This window comes from Parvularcula mediterranea (genome assembly GCF_013085255.1).
In the GTDB taxonomy this organism is placed as follows: domain Bacteria; phylum Pseudomonadota; class Alphaproteobacteria; order Caulobacterales; family Parvularculaceae; genus Parvularcula; species Parvularcula mediterranea.
Map to the genome: position 1 here is coordinate 1,529,394 of NZ_JABFCX010000002.1, position 13,417 is coordinate 1,542,810.

Here is a 13,417-nt window from a genome sequence, read left to right on the forward strand (position 1 = left end):
GGTGAGGCTTTTCGAGCGGATATTCGGCACCAAGGACTATCGCCTGCGCCTGACCGAGGAGTTGAGGGGACATCCGCTCCGCCTCATTGCTCCATTCATAAGTCTGGCGTTTTTCGTCGGTTTGGGGGGAGCTATGCTCTTCGATATGACCGAGGTTTTTCAACACTGGGTCGACGACGCTTACCAGCTGATACTCCGGAAAACATTCCTCTGGCTCTTTGTGGTCGGACTATCCTTGCTCTCAACCTACATGGCCCTCAGTATGAGGATCATTTGGCGAGTAAAGAACGAGTTCCACGGGCGTCCGAGCTGGGCTCGTCGCGCTTTCAGGAGGTTGGGGCTCAGTTACGCACTTGCCATTCCAGCAGTCATCGTTGGATCCATTCTCACCAGCGTCATCAGGGGCGAAGAAGTATTTCCACACCCCGACCCCTATAGGAATGAATATGGTTCTCATTCATCCGTAGACTAATCGTTGCGCGATAGTCGCTGACGAGATTAAGATCAGAACGACAAGCCACGCTGTCCCAAGGAGGGCGGCTTAACGATATGAGGAAACACCATGGGCAACCGACTAAAGGGCAAAAAAGCCTTCATCACTGGCGGGGCGCAGGGCCTCGGCCTTGCCATGGGCAAGATGTTCATGGCTGAGGGCGCCGATGTGACGCTTACGGACATTCAGGTCGACAAGGTCGCTGATGCTGCTGAGGAAATCGGCGCCGCGGCGGGGATTGAGCATGACGTCACCGACCCCTTCGCGTGGAAAGCGGCCCTCGAGGCTGCCAACGAGCAGATGGACGGCATCAACGTCCTCGTCCACAACGCAGGGATCGGCAGCTTCGGCAATGTCGAGACCGAGACCTACGAGATGTATCGCAAGGTCTGCGCCATCGACATGGACTCGGTCTTCCTCGGCACGCAGGCAGCCATGCCTTACCTGAAGGAGCACCAGCCAAGCTCGATCATCGTCATCTCCTCCGTGGCCGGACTGATGGCCGATGGCAACTTCCTCAGCTATAACGTCGCCAAGGCTGGCGTTGCAATGATGACCAAATCGATCGCGCTCCACTGTGCCCGCAATGGCATGCAGATCACGGCCAACTCGATCCACCCAGTCTTTACACGGACGGCCATCATCGACCCGATGATCCAGATCAAGGGTTCGCAGGAAGAGGGTGAGAAAGCACTCACCCGCAACATCCCGATGAAACGCCTCGGTGAGCCTGAAGAAGTCGCCTCGATGGCGACCTATCTTGCTTCTGACGAAGCCAAGTTCGTGACGGGCTCGGAGTTCCGCATCGACGGCGGCATTACCGCCTGCGGTCTGGGGTCGAAGTAGGAACGGAGCGCTCCGCGCGCTTTTTCGTCGATGGGTCCTGGGCCAAGCCCAGGATGACGATATCTGAGAGCATGTCTCTCCATCCGTCATCCTGAACTCGATTCAGGATCCATCAGAAAACTAAAGCAGCGACCCCTGCTCGGGCTTGCGCACCTTGAGCGGAGCCCGGTCATCCCGCTTCATGCTCTCGATCTCCGCTGAGTACCGAATGTCGGGATCACGATCCGTCAGGAACGGGATCAGCTGCAGGTCTGTCAGCTCACCCCATTTCTTTCCCTTGAACTCTCCCCGAGGCACGCGCGGCAACTTGCCGGGCAGGGTGGTCCAGTCAATCAGCGTCTGTGCACCTTCCAGGTTCAGCATGTCCCTCAGGTGAAACGCCGTCGTATAGGCGTCAGGGTACGCACGATGCACCGGCAGCGCCCGCTCGCGGTCGAGGCCCTTAGGCTTTCGCCAGTACTTCAGCACCTGATTGGAGAAGGACGGGCTGTCCGGAAAGCACCGGAGCGCCGTTTTCCACGTGCAGATCCAGGGCAGGCCGCCCGTCAGCTCCGGCGTGCAGTAACGGCTCTCGAAAGATGCCCTATGCGCCGCTAGCGCAATGCAGCCTTCCCCAGGGCGAAGGATATCCTTCGCGATATCCCGAAAGACCGGTGCACCGACCACATCTTCATCCGTGATGTGATGAACCGCCTGCGTCATTGCGGGAATAGGGCGCTCGGGATTGCAAAGTTGCGCACCGTCCGCTCCGCCGATCTTCCAGCCCTTGGGGGTCTCGACGACGTCCTGCCAGCCAATCTCGCACACCGCATGGGCAGGTGGGCGCGAGCCGGTTGTCTCGAGGTCAATGACGCGAACGAAGCGTTGCATCGGAGGAGCTTAGCACTCCCGCCCACTGCACCTCAACGCGGCGAAAAGGTTGGAACGCAGCGGCTCTCGGCGTACCGTTCAGGCAGGAGGCCCCATGCAATATCTTCACACAATGGTCCGCGTCAGCGACCTTGATAGCTCACTCCGCTTCTTCTGCGACGGCCTCGGCCTTGTTGAGACCAACCGCTACGAAAACGAGAAGGGTCGCTTCACGCTCGTCTTCCTCGCAGCGCCCGATGACCTCGACTCCGCTAAGGAGAAGAAAGCGCCGCTGGTCGAGCTGACCTACAATTGGGACCCTGAGGAGTATGGCGGCGGGCGGAACTTCGGCCATCTCGCCTATCGCGTGGATGATGTCTATGCTCTGTGCACGCATCTTCAGGAGATGGGCGTGACCATCAACCGTCCGCCCCGCGACGGACACATGGCGTTTGTCCGTTCACCTGACGGGATCTCCGTCGAACTCCTGCAGAAGGGCGAAGACCTCCCGCCGCAGGAGCCGTGGGCGTCGATGGAGAACACCGGCAGCTGGTAGGGAGCGAGCGATGTTCGTCGGACACTATGCAGCAGCATTCGCAGGCCGGGCCGCATCCGTGGCCGTGCCGCTCTGGGTTCTCTTCTTTGGTGTGCAGTTTGTCGATTTTCTCTGGGCGGGTTTCATCCTGACGGGGATCGAAGAGGCGCGGGTGGTGGACGGATTTGTCGAAGCCTCGAACCTTGACCTCCACCATATGCCGTACACCCACAGCCTTGTCGGGTCGCTCTTCTGGTCCGTGATTTTCGCGGCGGGATATGTGTTGATTGCGAGGCCGCAGAACTGGAAGCTCGCGGCGCTCCTAACCGGCGGGGCTGTCTTTTCGCACTGGCTGACGGATCTCATCGTCCATGTGCCGGACCTGCCGCTGGTCTATGGCGAGCCGAAGGTCGGCTTCGGGTTATGGCGGAGCCTCCTCTGGTCGCAAGCTTTGGAGGTCACGATCCTCCTTGCAGGGACGATTTGGTTCGTCAGGCGGACGGTGCCGAATGGTATCGTAGGCAGGCTTTCGCCATGGCTTTTGCTTGGCGTCCTCCTGGTCATGCAGCTCGTCAGCCACCTGCCGGCAGAGGAGCTGCCATCCATCCAAGCCTTCGCGGTGCAAGCGCTTATCGCCTTCACCGTCCCTGTTCTGATCGCTGCCCTCGTCGACGCGACGCGGGCAGCGAAGCCTTGAGGCTTAGCTCTCGCCGAACACCCGCTCGAAGATCGTGTCGACATGCTTGGTGTGGTAGCCCATGTCAAACATCGCCTCGAGTTTCTCCGTGTCGAGAGCATTCATCACCTCGTCGTCCTTCTTGAGGTAGTCGAGGAAGTGCCCGCCATCGTCCCAGACCTTCATGGCGTTGCGCTGGACGAGCCGGTAGGCGTCCTCACGGCTGACACCCTCTTGGGTCAGCGCCAGCAGCACGCGCTGGGAGAAGGTGAGACCGCCAAGCTGGTCGAGGTTCTTCTGCATGTTCTCGGGGTAGACGAGCAGCTTCTCGATCACCCCTGCGAGGCGGTGAAGCGCGAAGTCGAGGTGTCCTGTCGCATCAGGGCCGATCCCTCTTTCCACGGAGGAGTGGCTGATATCCCGCTCATGCCAGAGGGCGACATTTTCCATCGCCGGAACCACGGCCGAGCGGACCAGGCGGGCAAGACCCGTCAGGTTCTCGGTCAGGATCGGGTTCTTCTTGTGCGGCATCGCCGAGGAGCCCTTCTGGCCCTTCGAGAAGTATTCCGAGGCTTCGAGAACTTCCGTGCGCTGAAGGTGGCGAATTTCTGTCGCCAGCCGTTCGACTGACGACGCGATGACGCCGAGCGCTGCGAAGTAGGCAGCATGGCGGTCGCGCGGGATCACTTGCGTTGAGACAGGCTCAGGCGTGAGGCCGAGCTTCTCCGCGACATAGACCTCCACCTCAGGCTTGGTGTTCGCGAAGGTGCCGACAGCGCCGGAGAGGGCGCAGGTGGCGATCTCTTCCCGCGCAGCCTTCAGCCTCGTCAGTCCACGGTCGAACTCGGCGTAGAACGTGGCCAGCGTCACACCGAAGGTCGTCGGCTCGGCATGGATGCCGTGGCTGCGGCCGATCTTGATCGTGTTCTTGTGCTCGAAGGCCCGCTTCTTGAGCGCGGCCAGAACCCGCTCCATACCTTCGATCAAGAGGTCCGACGCGCGGGCCAGCTGCACGGCGAGCTGGGTGTCGAGGATGTCTGAGGAGGTCAGGCCCTGGTGCACGAAGCGTGCATCGTCGCCCACGAACTCCGCCAAGTGTGTCAGGAAGGCGATGACATCGTGCTTGGTCTCAGCCTCGATCTCGTGGATCCGCTCGACAGAGAACTCAGCCTGCGAACCTTTCTCCCAGATCGTCTTCGCAGCGCCTTCAGGGATGATGCCTTCTTTCGCCATCGCTTCGGCGGCGTAGGCCTCGATCTCGAACCAGATGCGGTACTTCGTAGCGTCGGACCAGAGTTCCTGCATGGCGGGGCGGGTATAGCGGGGGATCATTTTTTCATGTCCTTGTCATCTGAAGCGAGCAGTGCTGACTATCTTTGACGAACAAAGCACCGCAAGGATGCCCTGCGGTTGAACCGAAAGAGCCTGACGATCAAGACCCAGTACGACTGCCTGAAATGCCCGGCTTATTGCTGCTCCTACGAGCACATCCCGGTGACGGGAGGCGACATCAAGCGCCTCGCCAAACACTTCGACCTGCCTGCCGACGAGGCAAAGAAGAAGTTCACCAAGAAGGGCGACGAGGAAAACCCCCGCGTCCTGAGGCACAAAGCCGACGAGCATTTTGGCACGATCTGCCGTTTCATTGATACCGAGACCCGTGGCTGCACCGTCTACGAGGCAAGGCCTGAGATCTGCCGGGATTTCCCGAACCGAAAGCGCTGCGGCTACTACGAATTTCTCCTCCATGAACGGGAGACGCAGGAGGACGAGGAATGGGTCTCAACGACGGGCAATTACGGCCGTTAGGCGAGGGCCGCTGCCTTCCTGCGATGGTCTAGCACCCGGAGCGTAAGCCAGAAGCCTGCGCCTGCCGATGCGCCGGCCAGCGTAAAGGCCGCCACTGAGCGCAGACCGAGAACAGCGTGCCAAGCTAGGGAACCAAGGCCTTGAGGCCCATGCTGCGCGAAGAACGCATCTGCTCTCAGGATCCCGAACAGCAGGACCAGCGGTACGGTGCCTATCACGGCTCCAGCGCCGACGCACCGCCATAGGGTCAGCCCGAACCGCTCCTCAACGCCAAGCGCGAGCGGATAGCCAATCAGCACGGCGATGATGAAGCAGAGCGGCCCGATAACCAGCGCCGCGGGTGCCATGACAACGGTTAGGAGAAAGGGAAGAGCCCCGAAAAACGCTGCGGCGATACAGGCAAGAAGCTTGTCTCCATTATCCGTACCGGTGAGCGTCACGGGCTATCCTCCTACCGCTTATGGTTCCGCCAGTCGTCGACCCTCGCGATGACGATGTAGATGGCTGCGATGATGGCGATGACGCCTGCAGCAATGACGATCGCGTCTAGCGCTTCGTCCGAGCCGACTGCCGAGACGAAGACTTCCTCGGCTTTTTCGATAGTGGAGACAGGCTCCGCCGGCGTTTCGGTCTCGGGGACGTCCACGACCTCTGGCGTCTCTTCTTCGGCCAGCTCGCACTCGGCCAGCTCCGTGTCGGTCAGCTCTTCGCCTTCCTCCAGCGGTTCCTGGCAGTTCGGCGGGTCACCGTCGTCGGTGCTCGTGCCGCCGTCGCCGGCGCTCGCGTCACCATCTCCGGGAGTTTCGCCGCCAGCGGTGTCTTCAGAGCCTGACTCCTCGTTGGCGTCGTTACGATTATCGAGAAAGACCGAGCCCGCAGCGACAGCGCCTGCGCCGCCTGCTGCCGTCGCACCGCCCACGGTCCGCGACTCGCCAAGGTTTCCGCGCCGCGGGGAGTTCTCCTCGATCGGCGCACCGCGCTGATCATCGAGAATGTCGGTGTCTTCTGGGCTGTAGCCTTCGAGGAAGAGCGCAGCTTCCGCCTCGCGGCGGCGCTTCAGGCCAGCCACCACGCGGCCGCCAGCCTTGTTCCACCACTTCATCGCCTCCGCCGCGCCTTCATAGTCGCGGTTGTTGATGCGTTTGATGAAGGTCGAACCCTTCATCGCGTTGACGCCGATATTGTAGGTCAGGGAGACCAGGGCATCGAACATATTCTGGGTGATTTCGACCTTCACGGCCCGCTCGACGCCGTTCTCATACTGGCCAAGGTCGCGGCGCAGGATTTCAGAAGCCTCGGCTTCTGTAATCTCCATGCCCGGTTTGACCTCGGGCGGACCGGCCATTGACGTATGGCCGTAGCCGATCGTCCAGACACCAACGATGTCTTGATAGGCCTCAAGCTCAAGGCCTTCGAACTCCTTGATTAAGTTCAGCCCTCGATTGGAAATATCCATTCCTAGCCCCAGTCACACCCACAGGTGCGGAGAGAATAACACAGGTCGGAACCCGGGTCAGCTTTTCCCTTTAACGAAAACTAGAGCCTTATCGCGCGAAACAACTTGTTGGTTTCATGAGCGCTGTTGTCGTTCCCCGTGACCGCCGTTAATGGCTGCATGTAGGCCCCGAAAAGTGGGTGCGGGGAGACCAGGGAGGCGGCTGTGTCTGTTGCCGAGCAAGAAGAGTATCGTCCGAGCGATGATGAGCCGTTCATGAATGAGCGGCAGCTGGAGTATTTTCGCAAGAAACTCCAGGACTGGAAGAACGACATCCTTGAGCAGAGCAAGCTGACGATCGGTCAGATGCAGGACGCGACGCTCCATGCGCCTGACGCCGTGGACCGCGCCTCGTCGGAGACCGACCACGCGCTCGAGCTCAGGACCCGCGACCGGCAGCGCAAGCTGATCGCCAAGATCGACTCGGCCCTGCGCCGCATCGATGAAGGCGAGTACGGCTACTGCACCGAGACGGGGGACCCGATCTCACTTCAACGACTGGAAGCCCGTCCCACGGCGACCATGTCTCTCGAAGCACAAGAGCGCCACGAACGGCGCGAGAAGGTCCACCGCGACGACTGACGCGGGGGCACGGAACTTGCGCTGGAAGGCGCGAACAGAACGGGTGATGACCATGCTGAGACCTCAAGCCATTTTCCTGACACTCGGCGCGCTCATGCTCGCTGCCTGTGCCGGCATCACGCCGCCGCCGAGCGAGGGCATTTCCCGCGCTGAGCTGCAGGGCCAGGAATATCCCGAATATGTGATCGGCCCGTATGACGAGCTCCAGGTCTTCGTCTGGCAGGCGCCCGAGCTCTCCCAGCAGGCCCGCGTCCGTCCCGATGGCCGTATCTCGACCCCGCTGGTCGAGGACATGGTCGCAGCAGGCAAGTCGCCGACCGAGCTCGCCGCTGACATCGAGGACCGCCTCACCGAATTTGTCCGCACGCCGGAAGTCACGGTCATCGTCACGGGCTTCAGCTCGACCTTCGACCAGCAGATCCGCGTCCTTGGCGAGGCCCAGCGTCCCGCTGCGCTGCCTTATCAGGCAGGCATGACCACCCTCGACGTGATGATCGCTGTCGGCGGCCTGACCGAATTCGCTGCAGGCAACCGCGCCAAGCTCATTCGTGGCCGCGATGGCGAGAAGCAGACCTACAAGCTGCGCCTCGGCGACCTTCTCCGGAAGGGCGACGTCACCGCTGACGTGCCGCTCCAGCCAGGCGATGTGATCCTCATCCCGGACTCGATCTTCTAGGGTGCGGGCCGGTCAGCCGATGCCGCGCGCCATGAGCCGTTTCCTGACAGCCACCTCGGCTATCGCCCTCCTCGCAGGGGGCGAAGCCCTCGCGTTCCAGCGCGGTGCACCCGCCGCCGATGGCGAGGTGCGCCGGATTGCAGGGAACAGCTGGTCCATCACGGCTTCGGTTAACCATTCCGATAACTTCTCGCGTCTCCCCGAGGGAAACTACGAGCGCCGCTTCATCCTCGATGATGAGTTCCTCGCGGCGCTGCCGATCATCGAAGAGTTCGAGCCGGGCCGCTTCCGCATCGTGCCGGAAATCATCAGCGACACGATCGAAGTCGACAACATTCCCAAGACCTCCGCTTCGCTGACCTTCAGCGGAACGTCGGTCTACTCCCGTCCGGGCCTCGAGGGCATCCTCCGCGGCCAGGTGCGTGTGGGCCATTTCTTCGATGGCGACGGCTTCAACGAAGAGATCGCGGACGAGCTGAACAACGGGTTCCCGCAGGAGCTCCTCGACGAGTTTCCCGACAGCGAGATCACGCCAACGGTCGCGATCCCGAACTTCTTCGAGCAGACCTTCATCGACCCGAATATCTCGGGGCTCGGGACGGTCGAGCTCGCGGGGCGTCGCCTGTTCCTCGAGGCTGGCGGCTTCGTCACCGAACAGTCCCGCGGCGGTGGAGGCGGTGCGCTTCTCCAGCAGGCCCCCGGCGCGAACATCAACGAGCTGATCGTCGGCGGCTTCTTCGTAACCCCGGTCAGCCAGTGGCGCCTCGCAGGCGACCAGATGGTCGAGCTGCGGGCCAGCCATTCCGCGGTCTATGCCCTCGATGAGCCCGATGAAGAACTCTTCGTCGGCAGACAGATCGAATTTGGATCGAGCTTCAACAATGAGGCCGGCGTCCTTTACACCACCGGTGGGCTCTTCTCGAACCTGACCGCTGAGCTTGAAGCTTCGGGACGCTACTTCGAGGAAGAGGAAACCGAGACGAACCCGGAGCAGACCTTCGAGCAGCTCTCTGGCGCGCTCAATATGAGCTACGCCCTAACGACGACCTTCGCCCTGACGGGATCCGTCGGCTACGATGATGCCGAGCTCGAAACGGGACCGCTGCCTGAGATCTTCCTGCCGGAGGTGGATGATCCGGACGATCCGTTCGTCAACGACCCGCGCGTTCAGGACCTGTCAGCCGTCTTCTACAATGTCGGCTTCGACTACAAACCTCGCCCTGACATCCGCATCGCGGCTGGGGTTGGTGAGCGCTACAATCAGTTCACCGTTCGCTCCAACGTCAGCTTTCCGATTACCCCGAGGATGCGCTTCGATGCGTCGGCGCAACGGAGGGTGACCTCAGGTTTCCAGGAAGCTCAGGAAGGCGCCCGTTTCGGAAACGCTCAGGGCCTCCAGTTCGTCCAGCAGCTTCGAAGCCAGAACCGCTCGCTGTCGAGCAGGGACATTGAGCGGATCTCGAGCCTGAACGCCGGTGGTAACCAACTCGGTGGTCTGGCAAACTTCAACATCCAGACGGTGCAGAGCTACCGCGCCCGGCTGCAGGGGACCTATGGTCGGACCACGTGGGCACTCTCGGCAGATTTGCTGCAGAACGACCCGGAGTTCGAAGAGGATGATGGGCGCCTGGGGCTTGTCAGGCAGGGGGATCAGTACCGCGCCGACGCCTTTATCGAGCGCCGGGTGAACCGGCGGCTGACGGTTTCCGCAAGGTCGCAGGCTCTGGCAACAGAAGTGATCCCGCCCGAAAACCCAGCAGCGGAGCCTGTCATATTCGGCCGTCTCCGTGACGACTTTGTCGAACATCTCCATTCGGTTTCCGCGAACTATCAGTTCGGTCGCAACTGGTCGATCAATGCCCGTTACTCCCACCTGCGCCGCGACATTCGCGGGGCGGAGCCTGATCCGATAAGCTTCTTCGATGGCGTGCTTTTTGAATATCAGGAGAACCAGTACCGCATCGGGATGCGGCGACAGTTCTAGCAGGAGGTGACATGGTCGAGGCGCAAGGAGGAAACCCCCCGGCGCCTTTTGCCAGGGCACGTCAGAACGGCTTCCTCTTTCAGTCAGGCGCCCTTTCGCGCACCTTCGAGAGTTTCGCCGAGACGCTCATGCGTTGCGAAGAACCCTCGGTGATCGCTGGCCGTCCCGGGATCGGAAAACGCACCATCCTCGAAGCGTTCGCCAGCCTCCGCGCCCGCGAAGGCGATACCCCTGTCATGCTTGCGGCGCGGGCACTCCGTCCGGGCCTCGTCGCTGAGCAGGTCCTCGCGGCCTTCGGCCAGCAGCCTGCAGAGGGCTCATCCGCGCTTCTCGGTCTCGCCGACTATCTCGCTGACGCACGTGAGGCACGAGAGACGCTCTTCGCCGTCGTGCCGAACCTTCAGACCGCCCAGCCCGAATGCCGCGAAGAGCTCGCTGAGCTCTGCAGGCCAATGGACGAGGGAGGCGCAGGCCTCTGCGCACTGATCAGCACGTCAGACCCTACACTGGCGCGTGCCTTCGGCGTTCCGGCGCTGATTATCGGAGCTATGCAGCCCGGCGAGATGCGCCGCTTTATCGAGAGCGTCTTGGCAGCCTCGGGCCTCGCCATCCGGGTCTCGGACGATGCCATCGACGCATTCTCGATCGCGAGTGACAGCCTGATTGGCAAGGCAGGCAGCCTCCTTGACGACGCCATCGCGCGGCTCGTGCGGGAGGAAGGCAGCACCCTCGAAGCCCGCCACGTCATGCCCGATGCGTCGGGAGCAGACGTTCCATCCGCCAGCGATATCGAGCGCGCGCTCCTCGACCTTGGCTCCGAAGCCGCCGGGGCACCCAGCAGGTCCTTCCCACGTTTCGGCGAAGGCCAGCCAAGGCTTCCGGAGCAGGGTCCCGCCAACGACATCCCGCCCGCGGTCGACCCCCGCGTCTTCTCGGCGCTCGAAGACATCCGAGGCGACATCGCTCATATTCAGGGGCGTCTGGAGCTTGCGAAGACCCGGCTTTCCTCGCTTTACGACCGCCATGCAGACAGGCGGCAGCGCATAGGCGACTCGTCCGAAACGCTCGTCTCCGACATGCGAAATCTCAGCGGCGACAGCATCAGGCGCTAGAGCGCGCGGTCTCAATAGGTTAATGCTCCCCGGTCTTTCCGTGGGGGTCACGCCGATGATCAGGGTCTTTCTGCCGCTCGTTCTTGCGCTCGTCGCCTATGCAGGCCCTTGGACGGGAGCGGGCGAAGGCCAGGTCTACGGCTATGATCTCGCCGAGACGACGAAGGACTGCTTCCTCGATCTCAACCCGAGCTTCACCGGCGAGTGCGCGCCGACGGGTAGCCTCAGGGACCGTCTCGTCACCTACACCGTGATCGGAGGAGCCATCGCCGCCGTCCTCTCGGTCTTTGGCCTCCTGCCTCTCATCGGCAGGCTCACGAGCCTCGTCGTGCTGATCGTCGGGGCTGCTGGCGCGGTCGCAGCGGTCCTGACCCTGCTTGAAAGCAGCGCCCAGCTCATGGGCTGGGGCGCATGGGGGAGCCTTGCGGCAGGGGTCGCCTGCATTGCTGGTGGGCTCGACGGCCTCCGCGGAGGCAGGGACTAGCGCGAGCGCCAGGTCGCCACAGGCGGCAGGCTCGACAGGATCGACTTCACATTGCCTCCGGTCTTGAGCCCAAAGGTCGTGCCGCGATCGTAGAGCAGGTTGAACTCCGCATACCGGCCGCGCTGAAACATCTGCTCCTCGCGCTCATCATCCGTCCACGGCTGGTCCATCCGCTTGGCGACAAGGGCAGGGTAGGCGGCGAGGAACTGCTCGCCCGTCGCCTTGGTGAAGGCGAAGTCCGCCTCCCAGTCACCCGTGTTCAGCCGGTCGTAGAAGATGCCGCCGATGCCCCGGGGCTCGTCCCGGTGGGGCAGCCAGAAGTAGGTGTCGCACCACTCCTTGAACCGTGGATAGTCGCCTGACGCGCTGGCCGCGCAGGCTTTCTCCATGGCCTCATGGAAAAAGACCGAATCGTCGTGCTCTTGCGTTCGATAGGCTGACAGCATCGGGTTGAGGTCTCCGCCGCCGCCGAACCACTGCTTCGACGTGACCACCATCCGGGTGTTCATGTGCGCGGCAGGGGCATGGGGGTTGCGGGTGTGGGCAATCAAGCTGACCCCGCAGGCCCAGAAGCGCGGGTCCTCTTCAGCACCGGGGATCTGCGCCCGGAACTCCTCGGAAAACTCTCCGTGCACTTCGGAGAAATGGATGCCAGCCTTCTCGAAGACCCGGCCTTCGATGAGGCCCATGCGGCCGCCGCCTTGCTCAGGACCGCGCTCCCATTCCTCGAGCTCGAATCGCCCGGGCTCCATCCCGTCATAGAGATCGCCGCCATCGTCCTCGAGCTTCTCGAAGGCTGCGATGAGCTGCTCCTGAAGAGAGCGGAACCACTGGCTGGCGCGAGATTTCTGAAGGTCGAGGTCTGTCATGGCGGGACGGGTAGGGGAGACCCTGAAGCACCACAACTCAGGAATGTCTCGTATGCAGCCGAGGCCGCAGACCACCTTTGACGCAGGCGCCGCGCCTCCAAATGAACAGCTGAGCTCTTACCTGAAGCATGCTCGTCAGGGACTGCGGGTTTTATGGGGTTCAGCGAGGCCGAGGCGCACAGGCGAGACGCCGGATCATTTTGCCTTCTGGCCCTAAGTTCACCGCAATATCTGGCAGATATGTCATCCCGGAGCGCGGGTCGCGCGACCACCCGGCACATTTACAAAAGGGCGGCAATCCCGCACCTGCACACTAGACCTCGCGGGCGCTTCGTGGCACCTGCGGCAGGAAAATTTAGAAGGTATTGTAGGCAACGATGAGTTCCACGACCGAAGACCAGGGCGAACTGATCAACCAGCACCGGCCGAAAGGCGACTGGGTCCAGCCCGACTCGAACGAACCCACCAAGCGTGAGTTCATTCACCTGCTCGCAGCAGGCACCGCGGCGGCGGCAGGCGCAGGGATCGTGATCCCGCTCGTCAGCCAGCTCGCACCCGATGCCGCCGTCCGCGCGCTCGCCCAAAAAGAGGTCAGCGTGGCTGGCGTCGAGCCGGGTCAGGCCGTGAAGACGATCTGGCAGGGCAAGCCTGTGTTCATCCGCCGCCTGACGGAAGACGAGCAGGCCACCGACGACGGCGTGGCGATGGCGACCCTGAAGGACGCCCAGGCCCGCAACGACAATATCGGCACCGCCGATGCGACCCTCGAGAACCGCATCCAGCAGGGCGGCTTTGTCGTCGTCCTCGGCGTCTGCACCCACCTTGGCTGTGTTCCGCTTGGCACCGAGACCGGCGAGAACCGCGGCGACTTCGGCGGCTGGTTCTGCCCCTGCCACGGTTCGCACTACGACAGCCTAGGCCGTATCCGTAAGGGCCCAGCGCCGACGAACCTCCCGGTTCCGCCGCTCGAGTTCCTGTCCGAAACCAACATCCGACTGGGGTAACGC

General features: G+C 62.3%; 16 protein-coding genes. 11 read left to right on the forward strand and 5 right to left on the reverse strand.

Annotation, left to right across the window (positions count from 1 at the left end):
• The first annotated feature begins 1 nt into the window (after position 1).
• Both HK107_RS07975 and HK107_RS07980 read left to right on the forward strand, forming a co-directional pair.
• Positions 2-472 carry a hypothetical protein gene (locus HK107_RS07975; RefSeq protein WP_173198330.1) on the forward strand — a complete coding sequence of 157 codons (471 nt, stop codon included), beginning with the start codon at positions 2-4 and terminating at the stop codon, positions 470-472.
• A 90-nt stretch (positions 473-562) separates the two neighbouring features.
• Complete coding sequence (locus HK107_RS07980) at positions 563-1,339, forward strand: SDR family oxidoreductase (protein ID WP_173198331.1); 777 nt, start codon at positions 563-565, stop codon at positions 1,337-1,339.
• 120 nt (positions 1,340-1,459) lie between these two features.
• On the opposite strand, the gene HK107_RS07985 is transcribed toward HK107_RS07980, so the two are convergent.
• The gene (locus tag HK107_RS07985; protein ID WP_173198332.1) at positions 1,460-2,209 is read right to left on the reverse strand and encodes a 3'-5' exonuclease; all 750 of its coding nucleotides are present in this window, start codon (positions 2,207-2,209) and stop codon (positions 1,460-1,462) included.
• Between the two features lie 94 nt (positions 2,210-2,303).
• On the opposite strand from HK107_RS07985, the gene HK107_RS07990 reads away from it, so the two are divergent.
• A complete protein-coding gene (locus HK107_RS07990; protein WP_173198333.1) occupies positions 2,304-2,744 on the forward strand; it encodes a VOC family protein in 441 nt (146 codons plus the stop codon).
• 10 nt (positions 2,745-2,754) lie between these two features.
• Positions 2,755-3,420 (forward strand): hypothetical protein, encoded by a 666-nt coding sequence (locus HK107_RS07995; protein ID WP_173198334.1) that lies wholly within the window; start codon positions 2,755-2,757, stop codon positions 3,418-3,420.
• Between the two features lie 3 nt (positions 3,421-3,423).
• Here HK107_RS07995 and purB read toward each other — a convergent pair whose 3' ends face one another.
• On the reverse strand, positions 3,424-4,731 hold the full coding sequence (purB, locus tag HK107_RS08000) for an adenylosuccinate lyase (protein WP_173198335.1): 1,308 nt from the start codon (positions 4,729-4,731) through the stop codon (positions 3,424-3,426).
• A gap of 78 nt (positions 4,732-4,809) precedes the next feature.
• On the opposite strand from purB, the gene HK107_RS08005 reads away from it, so the two are divergent.
• The gene (locus tag HK107_RS08005) at positions 4,810-5,208 is read left to right on the forward strand and encodes a YkgJ family cysteine cluster protein (protein ID WP_233061172.1); all 399 of its coding nucleotides are present in this window, start codon (positions 4,810-4,812) and stop codon (positions 5,206-5,208) included.
• Here the strand turns inward: HK107_RS08005 and HK107_RS08010 are convergent.
• On the reverse strand, positions 5,205-5,648 hold the full coding sequence (locus HK107_RS08010) for a hypothetical protein (RefSeq protein WP_173198337.1): 444 nt from the start codon (positions 5,646-5,648) through the stop codon (positions 5,205-5,207). The two genes, HK107_RS08005 and HK107_RS08010, sit on opposite strands and share 4 nt — an antisense overlap.
• An 11-nt stretch (positions 5,649-5,659) precedes the next feature.
• Entirely contained in the window at positions 5,660-6,664 is a 1,005-nt protein-coding gene (locus HK107_RS08015; protein ID WP_173198339.1) for a lysozyme, read from the reverse strand.
• 255 nt (positions 6,665-6,919) lie between these two features.
• On the opposite strand from HK107_RS08015, the gene dksA reads away from it, so the two are divergent.
• The 5 genes from dksA to HK107_RS08040 are packed head-to-tail and all read left to right on the forward strand — an operon-like array spanning position 6,920 to position 11,541.
• Positions 6,920-7,285, forward strand: a complete 366-nt coding sequence (gene dksA / locus HK107_RS08020) for an RNA polymerase-binding protein DksA (protein ID WP_173198853.1) — start codon at positions 6,920-6,922, stop codon at positions 7,283-7,285.
• 52 nt (positions 7,286-7,337) lie between these two features.
• Positions 7,338-7,961, forward strand: a complete 624-nt coding sequence (locus HK107_RS08025) for an XrtA/PEP-CTERM system exopolysaccharide export protein (RefSeq protein WP_233061174.1) — start codon at positions 7,338-7,340, stop codon at positions 7,959-7,961.
• A 31-nt stretch (positions 7,962-7,992) separates the two neighbouring features.
• Entirely contained in the window at positions 7,993-9,945 is a 1,953-nt protein-coding gene (locus HK107_RS08030) for a hypothetical protein (RefSeq protein ID WP_173198344.1), read from the forward strand.
• Between the two features lie 11 nt (positions 9,946-9,956).
• Complete coding sequence (locus HK107_RS08035; RefSeq protein ID WP_173198346.1) at positions 9,957-11,057, forward strand: hypothetical protein; 1,101 nt, start codon at positions 9,957-9,959, stop codon at positions 11,055-11,057.
• Between the two features lie 55 nt (positions 11,058-11,112).
• Positions 11,113-11,541 (forward strand): hypothetical protein, encoded by a 429-nt coding sequence (locus tag HK107_RS08040; RefSeq protein ID WP_173198348.1) that lies wholly within the window; start codon positions 11,113-11,115, stop codon positions 11,539-11,541.
• Here HK107_RS08040 and hemF read toward each other — a convergent pair.
• Positions 11,538-12,410 (reverse strand): oxygen-dependent coproporphyrinogen oxidase, encoded by an 873-nt coding sequence (gene hemF / locus HK107_RS08045; protein WP_173198350.1) that lies wholly within the window; start codon positions 12,408-12,410, stop codon positions 11,538-11,540. The genes HK107_RS08040 and hemF overlap by 4 nt on opposite strands.
• 377 nt (positions 12,411-12,787) lie before the next feature.
• On the opposite strand from hemF, the gene petA reads away from it, so the two are divergent.
• Complete coding sequence (gene petA / locus HK107_RS08050) at positions 12,788-13,414, forward strand: ubiquinol-cytochrome c reductase iron-sulfur subunit (RefSeq protein ID WP_173198352.1); 627 nt, start codon at positions 12,788-12,790, stop codon at positions 13,412-13,414.
• The last annotated feature ends 3 nt before the right edge of the window (positions 13,415-13,417 follow it).